General features: G+C 57.5%; 9 protein-coding genes and 1 CRISPR repeat array. Of the genes, 4 read left to right on the plus strand and 5 right to left on the minus strand.

The features are described 5' to 3' along the window. Positions 1 to 74: 74 nt before the first annotated feature. Together cas3f and cas1f are read right to left on the minus strand one after the other, a co-directional pair. On the minus strand, positions 75 to 3,437 hold the full coding sequence (gene cas3f, locus KQP88_RS05305; protein WP_216705033.1) for a type I-F CRISPR-associated helicase Cas3f: 3,363 nt from the start codon (positions 3,435 to 3,437) through the stop codon (positions 75 to 77). Then, positions 3,434 to 4,411, minus strand: coding sequence for a type I-F CRISPR-associated endonuclease Cas1f (cas1f, locus tag KQP88_RS05310; RefSeq protein WP_095067105.1), 978 nt, complete (start codon positions 4,409 to 4,411; stop codon positions 3,434 to 3,436). The genes cas3f and cas1f overlap by 4 nt, the downstream gene beginning before the upstream one ends. A 297-nt stretch (positions 4,412 to 4,708) precedes the next feature. After that, a CRISPR array of direct repeats spans positions 4,709 to 5,637; the repeat unit is 28 nt; unit sequence ATTCTGAGCTGCCTACACGGCAGTGAAG. Between the two features lie 1,115 nt (positions 5,638 to 6,752). On the opposite strand from cas1f, the gene KQP88_RS05315 reads away from it, so the two are divergent. Continuing rightward, positions 6,753 to 7,595, plus strand: a complete 843-nt coding sequence (locus KQP88_RS05315; RefSeq protein ID WP_095067103.1) for an AraC family transcriptional regulator — start codon at positions 6,753 to 6,755, stop codon at positions 7,593 to 7,595. 50 nt (positions 7,596 to 7,645) lie between these two features. Then, entirely contained in the window at positions 7,646 to 8,212 is a 567-nt protein-coding gene (locus tag KQP88_RS05320; protein WP_216705034.1) for a LysE family translocator, read from the plus strand. A 2-nt stretch (positions 8,213 to 8,214) separates the two neighbouring features. Here KQP88_RS05320 and KQP88_RS05325 read toward each other — a convergent pair whose 3' ends face one another. Together KQP88_RS05325 and KQP88_RS05330 are read right to left on the minus strand one after the other, a co-directional pair. Continuing rightward, entirely contained in the window at positions 8,215 to 8,610 is a 396-nt protein-coding gene (locus KQP88_RS05325; RefSeq protein WP_216705035.1) for a RidA family protein, read from the minus strand. Next, positions 8,600 to 9,733, minus strand: coding sequence for a DSD1 family PLP-dependent enzyme (locus KQP88_RS05330; RefSeq protein WP_216705036.1), 1,134 nt, complete (start codon positions 9,731 to 9,733; stop codon positions 8,600 to 8,602). Before KQP88_RS05330 ends, KQP88_RS05325 begins: the two co-directional genes overlap by 11 nt. Positions 9,734 to 9,829: 96 nt before the next feature. On the opposite strand from KQP88_RS05330, the gene KQP88_RS05335 reads away from it, so the two are divergent. Both KQP88_RS05335 and KQP88_RS05340 read left to right on the plus strand, forming a co-directional pair. Beyond that, a complete protein-coding gene (locus KQP88_RS05335; RefSeq protein WP_216705037.1) occupies positions 9,830 to 10,711 on the plus strand; it encodes a LysR family transcriptional regulator in 882 nt (293 codons plus the stop codon). Positions 10,712 to 10,820: 109 nt separating this feature from the next. Beyond that, positions 10,821 to 11,576, plus strand: a complete 756-nt coding sequence (locus tag KQP88_RS05340; protein ID WP_216705038.1) for a hypothetical protein — start codon at positions 10,821 to 10,823, stop codon at positions 11,574 to 11,576. A gap of 64 nt (positions 11,577 to 11,640) precedes the next feature. On the opposite strand, the gene KQP88_RS05345 is transcribed toward KQP88_RS05340, so the two are convergent. Then, entirely contained in the window at positions 11,641 to 11,871 is a 231-nt protein-coding gene (locus KQP88_RS05345) for a hypothetical protein (RefSeq protein ID WP_025258813.1), read from the minus strand. Positions 11,872 to 11,940 lie beyond the last annotated feature (69 nt).

The following is an 11,940-nucleotide window of genomic DNA, read 5'->3' on the forward strand; positions in this document are numbered from 1 at the left end:
GATGCCAGTCCCATTAGTGCTTTGGGGTAATTCACTCTCTGCATATGCCTTCCTTGTATTGATGTTGATTCATTTCAGGCTTTCCCAAATCCCAAAACCGGGTGATACCTCCACCCAAACCAGCTCTCATGCACGCTGACCGACGTGAATCTCTCGGCGCATTTCCTCAGTGACAGGTCCTGTGCCTCCGCCTGTTCAACAAGCAGCTCCATCAAATCGTGTCGACCCCAAGGTGTTATCCGTGGGCCAAGCAGGCTGTCGAGGTCGATCTCGGTGAGTTGGTCTTGTGCGAGGGTATAAATCTCGGGCTTGCCGCGTTTGGCCTCTTCATGAATGCGATGCAGCACAAGCTGTTCTTCGTCTTCGTCAGGCAGAAACACCAGTTCGGTTTGCGGCGTGGTCTGTTCGCGGAAGGGCTGATGTTGCGGCAGGATCCAGGTCAGCGAAGCCTGTGAATATTGCCAGGCGCAGGCCGCATCCAGGTTGAATGTCGATTTCGATGCCGGGTTGTGATCCTTGGGCAGCATCTGTGCGGCAAGCCGTTTATGTTCGAGGTCCACCAGACTTTTCTTGGCTTGCCACTCCTGAGCCGGGCGCGGCTGGATACGTGGGCGGGCTGTCAGGGTCTTGTATTCATCCTCTTTCAGCAGCTTGCCGAGCCGATGGGTCATCAGCCTGAACGGATCATCAAGCGTGCCATTTTTGTTCTCGAAACCCGGTTGCACAAAAGCGGCTGCCTGCGGCTTCTCGAAGTGCCGCAAATTGGCATCGAAAATAAGCACATTGGGCGTCTTGCACGGTTCGTTGCGATGCCGCTGTATGCGCCCGGCCAGTTGAATGAGCGAGCGCATGGACGAAGGCTCGACGATGGCCCAGTCATAATCGTGATCGCGACCGACTTCAGTCACGGGTGAACCCAGCACCACAAACAGATGGTTCTGCTCGGGAGACTGATCGATGGCTTGCCGAATTCCTGGTAGCGCATAAACCGCTTCACGCTTGCGCCGGTTCAGGCAGGTGTCCAGTTGCGCTTCGATGGCTGAGCGCAGCACTTGCGGAAAACGCGAGTGGTAGACGCATAAATGAATGCGGTAATCCTCAGGCGCGCCAGCCTCAAATAACGCCAGCGCCACATCGAACAAGGGTTCGATATTGGCCATGCGCACCAGACCGAAGCTAACCCGCTTGCCGCTGTGGGGGCAGGTTTCGGCGTGTCGGGCATGGGCTTCAAGCATGGCGCTGCGCACATGGCTGGCGAACTCGACACGAATGGCGTCCGGTTTTTTGGCTTTGATCGTCAGTGGTATCAGCTCACCGCATCTTCGCGGTTCGGCTTTGCCCAGTTCTTCAACGCGACGTTGTACGAACGCTTCATGCTCGGTAATAAAGCGTTGGGGATCACTGCAGGTCATGCCGTGGGCGCTGAATTCATCCACCCACAGGCAAGCCACCTCGGATGGCGGATAAGCCTGCTGGTCATGGGCGCCGCGGTTGCGTCGGTAATGCATACGGCCTGCACGATAGGCCTGGAACATTCCGTCAACCAGGGCGGGTGGCAACGTTGCCGAAGAGAGTAAAACTCTCGTTCCGAGCATGCCGGCCCAATGCATCAGACGGGTCAGGGCGGGCAAATCAGGCAAGTCGAAGTCGTCCAGCTCATCAAGCACCAGATCGCTGCTCATCATGCGCAGCATCGGCGCAATCTGACGTCCCGAGCGCTGAGCCTCGGTGGCGGGCATCAGGTGATCGATGGTGCAGACCAGCATGGGGGCGCTGAGCAGCGAACGTATGTCCTGATTAGCCATGGCTTTGGATAAGAGGCCGTGATTGCTCGACTGTCCCTCGTACAAGACGTGGCTGTCTTCTTCGAGCAACGCCTGCACCGAGCCCGAGCCGGTTTGCTCCGCCAGCTTCTGGTGAAACTTGAACAAGGCTTTGCTGGCCGAGCCGCCGACATGCACGGCCAGTTCGTCTTCCTTGAGGTGCAGATCCTGACGATAACTGGCTCCGGTCTGCAGCGTCAGCGTGCGCAGCCCCAGGGCGAAGGTGCAGCGAAACCCCAGTTGCGGATCGGCCAGGGCATTCATGATACGAACGTTGGCCAGGGTCTTGCCGCAACCAGTCGAAGCCATATTGACGATGAACGCCCCATGCTCGAATGACTTGTCCCGCAGGCTGGTGGCGGCATCGCTGGCTTTGTCCTGCCACTCGAAGCGACCCGAGCCACTGCGTTTGCGCAGCCCTTTGTGCTTGGCAAGGCGCGGCAGATAACGTTCGAAACCCGGCAGCCCATGAACGATGGTGCCCGCCAGACGCGCCACGCCCAGCAAGTGCTCATCCAGTTTCTGTTTGGGTTTGCCGTCTTCGGTATTGGCGTAGAGCAGGCATTGCGCATCGCCTTTGACGCGCTGTTCTGATTTGACCGTTAGCCCGGAGTAATGGTGGTCAGCCAGCATCAGACTCAGGCGTGCCACATGCATGACATAAGGGTTATTCAGCCAGTCGCCTTTGCCTGCCTTGGCTTGTAGCGTCAGCAGCCGGTTTGCAACTTTTGCTGCCTGGGTGCGCCATTTGGGCAGTGTGACCGGTAAACCATGCTCGAATTGCCAATAAGGCTTTATCTCAACCGGTTCGGCAGGGCTTTTCAGCTCGTTCCACTCATGGGTGACGCCCTCCAGCACATTGGCCAGAGAGGTCGGGGACACATAACGCGAAGGCTTGCCGAACCAGAGTTTTTCGTCGCCCAAGTCCCCCTTGAAAGGCTTTGTCGGCAAGCGATGGTGAGTCACGACCAGCCAGGCAATCGCTGCCGCCAAAGGAGGCAAGTCGAGAAAAGGAGGTGGTGTGTCGGGGTCAAGGCCATCGCGTAGATAACGGCCTTCAGCCAGCCAGCTTTCGTCGTCCAGTGAGTCGGGTTCGGCCAGACGTTTAAGCCAGGTTTCGTCGGAGTCGCGCCCGACGAATGCCAGAAAAAGCCGCAGCGAAACCCACTCGTGGCGATAAAGGTTTTTCTCACGGCTCTGTTTTTGCAGGCGTTGCTGAAACGCGATGCTGGATTTGCCAAGGTCATGCAGCAACGCCGCCATCTGCGCCAGCAAGGTGATGTCTTCGGCGGTGTGCCAATCGTTTTCATCTTCCTTGCGCAGCACATTGCGTCGCGTAATGTTGGTCGGTACAGCGCCCTGTTCATTGAAGCGACTGGCATCGCCAACGATCCACAGCAACTCGCTATGGTCCAGCCCTCTGATCCAGTGACAGGCCACCGCCGTGTTGCGGCGTGCGCTTTTCCTCAGCAGGCGACGCAAGGTGTCGAGGCCGTCTTGAGTGATCGGCGTTTGCCAGGTCCGCTCGCCGCGACGTTCGGCGAACTGATCCAGAATACGCCGGGTTTCCACCAGCGCTCGCTTGTCGCACTGGCAGATAAGCAGGATATTCACGCGGCGCTGCCTCCAAGTTGCTCGGCAACGTCCTTGAGACTATCGATCATGAAGTCCAGTGCTTCACTGCGGGTCAGGTTCTCGATGCAGGCCTGACGAAACGCCTGTTCATCGTCGCCGCGCATGGCTGAGATAAAAGCCTGCGGCAGAATCAGCCCGTCCTTGACCAGGTCTGCGGCATCGAACACCAGCCCGCCACGTCGGGTCTTGCCGTGCAGCACTGCCAGACCATGGGGCAGGCCCAGCACCCAGGTGGCGGTTGCAGCCAGGCCATAAGCGAGGTAATTGCCATGATCGAGAAAACGGTTGGCCGGATCACCGCCTGAGCCACGTTTGGCGCGCACGAAGTCGCCATACTTCATGGCTGTGGCAGCCAGCTTGAAAAGGCGCTTGGTCAGCCTTGCTTCTTCGGTCAGCAGAAAGGTGTGGTCCGGGGCGTTATTGAGGGCTGTAAGAGATTGCGCCAAAGCGTTGTCGAGTTCGACCGGATCGACCTTGAACCCGGCCTTGGCAAAGGCCTTGTGCTCGATCCACTGGAGTCGGATATGTTCCAGCCGCAAGCGCTGAAAAGCCTTCGCGGCTTCCAGACGCAGATCGTCCCTGAACCAGAACGTCACCCAGCGTTGCAGGTATTCAGTAGGCCGATATTCGCTTTGCGGCGAGAACCAGGCGACCTCGATATCGATCTCGTTGGCACTGAACAACGGCGTACCGCCACCGCCGCAAAAGCCCACCAGCACACCCGCCTTGGCCAACTCACGCATCGCCGCCTGAGTGACCGAAGTCCCCGTGCCCAGCAGCACGGTCGTGGTATTGGCGATGGGGATATTCCAGTACAGCGACTGCTTGCCCGCATCGGTCACATACTCGACCCGACCGCCATTCACCAATACCCGGCAATGCTGCAGATAATAAATATTCGCGCGTTTTGAATGCAGGATCGTCTTGAGATCCGAAGAACTGATGTCATCCATGATCGAACCAGTAATGGCACTTGGCCGGGGAGAGGGAATGTATATAGCCGAAAGCGTAAGGCGGTGCTTTAGGTTTTTTGAGGTTGGGGATGGTCGTGAGTCAGAAAGATGAGTCTGCGGTTCTTGTAGGGAGTGGATTACAGAAGGGTTGTTGTGGGCAGGCGTGCTTCTGCAGGTTTGGATTTAAATTTATGTAGATCAGTTGGTTATGGGTTTTTTGGGTGGTTGATTTGAGTGTTTGTGAGCTGCCTGTTCGGCAGTTAATGAGAGCAGATGACCATTAATGACCGGGTCGTATTTCTGAGCTGCTTATGCGGCAGTGAAGGTGGATTTCTATTACTGGGAAGATGGCGATATTTTCTAAGCTGCCTAGACGGCAGTGAAGAGCATACAGGCAATGCCCGGCTGGATCGCCACTTTTCTAAGCTGCCTACACGGCAGTGAAGGGCGGCGTATCTCGGCCAGCCAAGTTTTGTAATTTCTGAGCTGCCTACACGGCAGTGAAGTATGAACGCAGCCACCGCTTGGATCTGCCAGCATTTCTGAGCTGCCTACACGGCAGTGAAGTCTGCTGTGCTCATGTGCTGCTCCAGTTTTTATTTCTGAGCTGCCTACACGGCAGTGAAGAAGGAGGTGATGCAGACAGTGGTACGGGAAATTTTCTGAGCTGCCTACACGGCAGTGAAGTCTTCGACGAAAGGGCTTGAGCAAGCGTTGCATTCTGAGCTGCCTACACGGCAGTGAAGTGAGTACCCTACAGGCTTGAAGCCCCCGCTCAATTCTGAGCTGCCTACACGGCAGTGAAGGAAAGCAGTCGGCCTCATGCCTAGTGACACTGATTCTGAGCTGCCTACACGGCAGTGAAGGCCGGTGGCGGCGGTTATGCCTTCAAGTTTGTATTCTGAGCTGCCTACACGGCAGTGAAGCGTTCGGCATATGGCATTGGCGGGCGAATGGAATTCTGAGCTGCCTACACGGCAGTGAAGGGGCTCAAGCACTAGGTTCAGATCGGTATGCTATTCTGAGCTGCCTACACGGCAGTGAAGCGTATTCGTCTGCTTGTTCCAAAGCCATCATCATTCTGAGCTGCCTACACGGCAGTGAAGCTGCCAAGCGTCCTCGAAAGCGAAGAGCTGAAATTCTGAGCTGCCTACACGGCAGTGAAGCAGCGACTCAAGGAGAAGTGGTCATCGTTCATATTCTGAGCTGCCTACACGGCAGTGAAGTAGACACTCTCCTCGATAACCCTCCGTTTTCAAAGAAAAATATGCACCAGCAGCCGTTTTACCCCTTTTTTTCATCAGATATGTAAGTGATTGATTTTAAAGGGGCGCATATTGGGTGAAAAAATAGGGTCAGAATCAGCATTCCGGAAAATGTTTTTGTGCGTCTATTGCTCGCTGTAGATACGGGCACGCATCGGTAGATATTGTCCCTTGCATTGTCGCGGGCAAGCCCCCTCCCACTGGTGGTACATCCGAGTCGGTTGAGCACCGTCTTCGTTACTGAAGTCGCTACGGAGTAATGCCGATCAGTTAAGGCATACACAACACTTGTGGGAGGCAGCTTGCTGGCGAAAAATCTGAAAAGCGGCAGATATTCTGCGGCTGTATATTGAAGTCGCCAGCAAGCTGCCCTGCACAAAGTGATTTATCAAAAAATACGGCGCTGTCGCACTCCCCGGGAATATCTGTCTACGGTGGCCAAGAATGAACCCTTTCTTGACCCTCTTTTTTTCACTATCGGTTCGTCTTTTAAAAATCAATGATTTACAGATATCGATAAAAAAAGGGGTAAACGGCTGCTGGTGCATATTTTTCTTTGAGAACGGAGGGTTATCGAGGAGAGTGTCTACTTCACTGCCGTGTAGGCAGCTCAGAGACGCCCAAGCCCAGCATCGCGCTGGGCCGAGGCCTTCACTGCCGTGTAGGCAGCTCAGAGAATCATGCCCAATCGAGCGAACTCGATGCCCCGCTTCACTGCCGTGTAGGCAGCTCAGAGACATGAGTGGCGAGATCACAGCCCAGTACTCACCTTCACTGCCGTGTAGGCAGCTCAGAGATACGGCCGAGATCGTTCGCACCGTCATGGGCACTTCACTGCCGTGTAGGCAGCTCAGAGAAGCTTCACCGCCATAGTCGCGGGCAAGCCCCCTCCCACGGGAGTACATCCGATAGAGTTACATCGCTTGAAGCACTGCTTTCGCGACTGAAGTCGCTCCCACACAAGCCAACTCATTCGCGAAAGGCCTTGAAGGCATCCTGCACAAACCTTCTAGACTTCCCATCCCCCATGCGCGATAACACGCTTCTCTATCCCCTTGTTTGCCCATAAGCCTGCCATGACTCAGAGCAACTGGATCAATCTTGCTCAGGACCGCGATACCGGTATCGAGACGCTGCATGCGCATTTCGAGGGGAATGCTCATGCCTATGATCCTCACTGGCATGACAGTTATCTGGTGGGTGTGACGGAGCAGGGGGTTCAGCAGTTTCATTGTCGGCAGCAACGTTATGCCAGCACGCCGGGTCAGGTGTTCATGCTGGAGCCGGGTGAGATTCATGATGGGGATGCGCCCAGCGCCGAGGGTTTCACGTATCGGACGCTGTACCTCGACCCGCACTGGATCGCCCGCGAACTGCCCTCGCTGTTTGAAGAGGCGCCGGATGGCTATCAACTGGGGTTCTCCGATACGTTGGCAAGCGACCCTCGACTGACCAATGCCACCCTCTTTGCATTTGCCGCGTTGCACGGGCAGGAAACGCGGTTGTTCCGGCAAAGTGCCCTCGATGGATTGCTGGAGCGGCTGACCAGCAATCTGCGCTGGCGGCTTCGGCAGAATCAGGACCCGCGTCTGCCTCAGGTGGCCTTGCGCGCCCGTGACTACCTGCATGCCCACTTTCGACGCGACCTGGGGCTGGATGAACTGGCCAAGGTCTGTGGCGTGGATCGCTTTCGTCTGAGTCGTGCCTTCAAGTCGGCGTTTGGCCTGCCGCCCCATGCTTATCTGGTGCAACTGCGTCTGGCTCAGGCCAGAAGAATGCTGGCCGCAGGCGCATTACCCGTTCAGGTCGCCAGCGACCTGGGTTTTGCTGACCAGAGTCACCTGGGCCGCTGGTTTCTGCGGGCCAACGGCATGACCCCTTCGGCCTACCGAAACCGCTGCACGGATCTTCCAGACTAAAGCCCTTTGCCGGGCGAGCATGAGTGCATCCCGCTTCTGGAGTTGTGCGCATGCTGTCCTTCATGTTGTTTGCCTTTGTTGCCTCGATTACGCCTGGCCCGACCAATATTCTGGTGCTGAGCAACAGTGCCCGTTATGGCTTTCGCGCCAGCCTGCCGATCATTTTCGGGGGCTGCATGGGGGCCGCTGTTCTGGTGTGGCTGGTGGGAACAGGAGTGGGGCGTTCTCTGATGCAGATACCGGGAGCGCATCAGGTGATGGCCACCGTCGGCGTGCTCTGGCTGACCTGGCTGGCGTGGAAGATTTTCAACAGCGCCAGCACCATCGAACAGGACGACAAGCAGAACCGGCTCGGTTTTATCGGCGCGGCAGGTCTGCAAGTGGTCAATCCCAAGACATGGATGATGGCGCTGGCGGTGGTCAGTGTGTTCAGCAAGGGGACGGTGGTCGATCTGGCGCTGGTGTTCTTTCTGGTATCGGTACCGTGCTTGGTGTGCTGGGCATTGCTGGGCCGGGGATCGGCACGACTGCTCAAATCGGAGCAGGCCATGCAGCGGTTGAACCGTGGCATGGCGCTGCTATTGCTGGTGTCGGCGTGGGCAGGCTTCTTGCGTTGAAGTCAGCTTTCACACCTCGCAACCGCCTCGATTTCGATCAGATACCCATGATGCAGAACCGGCACGGGGACCACGGCACGGGCCGGGCGATGCTGACCCAGGCAGCGGGCGTAGAGCTGATCGAACGCGGGCCAGTGTTCGATGCCGACGATATAGACGGTCACCTTCAACAGATCATCAGCACCGCTGCCCGCCTGTTCAAGAATCGCCATCAGGTTATTCAGGGCAATGGTGGCCTGCACCTCGAACGGCTCGTCGACACTTTGGCTGCCATCGGCGCGCACCGGTAACTGGCCGGACACCCACAACAGACCTTGGTGGCGCACGGCTTGTGAATAATGCCCGCCCGGTGCGGCGGCGTTTGGGGTATGGATCAGGTCTATCGGTTTACCAGCCATGCAGGCGACTCCAGGTTTGTGCTTCGCCATCGGCATCAAGGGCGTGGTAATGGGGGAATTGCGCACCTGTTGCGCAGGCATGGTTCGGCAGGATGCGCAGGCGGCTGCCAATCGGGAAGAGGGCGGTCAGGTCGTCTGCCGGTGTTTGCAAGGTGACGATGCCGTGTTCCTGATTGGCGCTTTGCAATAGAGCGCCGTCGACCCATTGGCCGTCTTCAGTGCATACCTGGCCATAGGCGAAATCCTGTTGCTGGCGTTGGGTGCCGCGGTCGCGGCTCATGGCCATCCAGCCCGAGTCGGTAATGATCCAGCCCTTGTCCAGTTGATGGCCGATGACTGTGGTCAACACGCTCAAGGCCAGCTCATCGGCCTGGCACACACCCACGTTATGCATCACCAGATCAAAGAACACATACACCCCGGCGCGCACTTCGGTGACGCCTTGCAGATCGTCAGCCGACAACGCCGTGGGCGTCGAGCCGATACTCACTTGAGGGCACCGCAGGCCAGCCGCCCGAATCCGCTCGGCAGCGCCGACGCACTGATCGCGTTCCTGTTCGGCCAGCCGCTGCAGGGCTTCGGCGGTGTTCAGTTCATAACTGGAGCCTGCATGGGTCATGACCCCGACGAGGCGCATCCCGCCCTCATGCAGCACCTGCGCGACTTCGATCAGCACCTCATCGTCGTACTTGATGCCCGAGCGATGGCCATCACAGTCGACCTCGATCCAGACGTCCAGCACTTCACCTTGCTCCTGAGCAAAAGTGACGATGGCCCGGGCACCGGCAACGCTGTCGGTGATGATGCTCAGTGCGCAGCCCTGACGTTTGAGCGCCAGCGCCTGAGGTAACTTGCCGGGCACCATGGCGACGGCGTAGAGAATGTCGCTGATGCCAGCCGCAAAGCAGTGCCCGGCTTCTTTCAGGGTCGACACCGTGACGCCTCTTGCACCCGCAGCTATCTGCGCCTCGATCACCGGCAGGCACTTGCTGGTTTTGACATGCGGGCGCAGGCGAACACCCAGGCCGTCCATGCGTTGCTGCATGCGCTGGATATTGCGCTGCATTCTGGCCACATCAATGATCGCGGCAGGTGTTTCCAGGTTGGAGAGGACGTTGGGCATGATCGATTCTTGAAGGAAGGCTGACGGTTCTCACTCTACTGATTGATCGTGAATCCATGGTTAAATCAGGCGTCACTTATGATTAAGTAAAATTGAATGATCACCATCGAAGACCTGCGCCTTGCCGTGACTCTGGCCCGCTCCGAATCCCTGAGCGCAGCCGCCAGAACCCTCAATGTTTCTCCGCCTGCGCTGTCCATGCGTTTGCGCAAGCTGGAGGCTTTGCTGGGTTCCAGCCTGGCCAGTCGGGATGCCCGGCGCCTGAGCCTGACGGCAGAAGGTGAACGTTTTGCCAGAGAAAGCGCGATATTGCTGGAGCGTCTGGAAGCGCTGCCCGAGTCTTTCAAACAGCCTGACGATCAACTGACCGGCACCCTGCGGCTCGCCGCGCCCTTCGGCTACGGTCGCCAACGCATCGCGCCCCTGCTGGCCCGTTTTGCGAAGCTCCATCCGGGATTGCGTCTGCACCTGGACCTGCGCGAAACACCCTGGCCGGATCGTCATGACAGCGATGCCGTGATCCATATCGGCAGTATCAATGACAGCTCATGGGTGGCCCGTACCCTGGTGCAAAACGAACGTTGGCTGTGTGCCAGCCCGCAATACCTGAAAACCCATGGCGTGCCCCAGAGCCCGGCCGAACTGGCGAACCATCGCTGCATCTGCATCCGTGAGAATGAAGAAGACGTCACGCTCTGGCACCTGCGCAAACAGACCGCCCGGCATACCGTGCGCATCGAGCCCGCCATGCTCTGCAACGACGGCAGCGTTGCCCGGCGCTGGGCCGAGCAGGATCAAGGGCTTGTTCTGCGTTCCGAGTGGGACGTGAGCGACGCCGTCCAGACCGGCGCTCTGGTCAGGGTACTGGCCGACTGGTCCTTCGAGAGCGCCCCCATTCTGCTGCTGGTGCCGTCACGCAAACACCGCAGTGCGCGGATGCAGGCGCTGATGGGATTTCTTGAGGCGTCGTTGAAGTGAGCGATTGCTCTTAAAGATGACTGATGTCACGCCGATATCGCTGTAACCTCAGTCACCGCTCAGCCAACTTCCGCAGGATGCGCAGAGCTTCCATCATGGACGAACATCAATGAATCAAAGTGGATACCTGTGCCTGGCCTTCATGATCATCGTGGGCTGCCTGAGCTTTTTTCTGCAACCCGAGGCCGCTGGCGTTTCATTTGCCCTGATTGGCCTGTTTTCCTGCAGCTACTTTGTCTATTTCCTGATCAAGAACAACCTGCACCACGGCATCATTCGTGGCCTGCTGCTCTCGGTGCTGGTCATGGCGCTGGCGGTCATCCCGGTTCTGGGCTGGATCGTGGTCATCGGTTTTGTGATCTACAACATATCCAAAGCTGTGGATGGTCTTAAAAGCCTTATCCCTGACGTGCTCACCAGCGTGGTCATTTATGGCCTGCTGTTTTCCCGGCTGGCTTTCGATATTCGCGACCCGGTGGCGATTGCCGCTCTGGCAGCCGCTTACCTGATCGCTTCGATTGTTTACTGCCGAAGCCTCAGCGAGCTGCCCACCCCAAGCGCTCTGTTCAAGATGAGCATCATGTGGCTGTCGATCCCTTTTGCGGCGCTGACGGTAATCTCCATCGTTTCGGCTCTGGGCAACCTGTTCCGCACCATCAGTTCTACCATCACTTACACGGTCATGCGGCCGCAAGTGGTTTCAGCCCACATGCGCGGCGGCATGCCGATTGATTCCTATACCCGCAACATCAGCACCACCGTCAACGCAACCGTGACGCGAGTCGTGCCGGGTGTGGGGGGCGTGGTGACGACGTCCATGGCCGGCGAAGTGGCGCAGAAGGTCAAAGAGGAAAAGCCAGAGTAATTCGGGGGGAATGGTTCTGGTCGCAGGTTTTGCTGACGACCAGACTCCGGATATTCGTTCCAGGCTAGAGGTCTTTCTTCACTTCCTTGTCCACATGCTTGTCGGCCTTGTGGCGTTCTTCATCATCGTGCTTGAGGCCTTTTTCGGCTTCCTTGGCGTCATGCTCGACACCCTTGTCCACTTCACGATTGTCGTGCCTTACGCCTTTCTCCAGCTCGCTTTCAGCAAGGGCCGGACTTGCGAAGCTGCCCAACAACAGCGTTGCAGCGAATGTCGCCATCACTAGCTTCTTCATAGACTTCTCCATTTCCTGAACGGCCGTCCCTTCATGGGGCGATCAGGTTCAACGATAGACGAGTCAGGA

Source organism: Pseudomonas lijiangensis (assembly GCF_018968705.1).
In the GTDB taxonomy this organism is placed as follows: Bacteria; Pseudomonadota; Gammaproteobacteria; order Pseudomonadales; family Pseudomonadaceae; genus Aquipseudomonas; species Aquipseudomonas lijiangensis.

What these genes read in the sequence shown, in the direction of transcription:
- KQP88_RS05345 (WP_025258813.1), bottom strand. Translation starts at nt 11,871, where the DNA reads ATGAAGAAGCTAGTGATGGCGACATTCGCTGCAACGCTGTTGTTGGGC.
- KQP88_RS05330 (WP_216705036.1), bottom strand. Translation starts at nt 9,733, where the DNA reads ATGCCCAACGTCCTCTCCAACCTGGAAACACCTGCCGCGATCATTGAT.
- KQP88_RS05340 (WP_216705038.1), top strand. Translation starts at nt 10,821, where the DNA reads ATGAATCAAAGTGGATACCTGTGCCTGGCCTTCATGATCATCGTGGGC.
- KQP88_RS05315 (WP_095067103.1), top strand. Translation starts at nt 6,753, where the DNA reads ATGACTCAGAGCAACTGGATCAATCTTGCTCAGGACCGCGATACCGGT.
- KQP88_RS05335 (WP_216705037.1), top strand. Translation starts at nt 9,830, where the DNA reads ATGATCACCATCGAAGACCTGCGCCTTGCCGTGACTCTGGCCCGCTCC.
- KQP88_RS05325 (WP_216705035.1), bottom strand. Translation starts at nt 8,610, where the DNA reads ATGGCTGGTAAACCGATAGACCTGATCCATACCCCAAACGCCGCCGCA.
- cas1f (WP_095067105.1), bottom strand. Translation starts at nt 4,411, where the DNA reads ATGGATGACATCAGTTCTTCGGATCTCAAGACGATCCTGCATTCAAAA.
- KQP88_RS05320 (WP_216705034.1), top strand. Translation starts at nt 7,646, where the DNA reads ATGCTGTCCTTCATGTTGTTTGCCTTTGTTGCCTCGATTACGCCTGGC.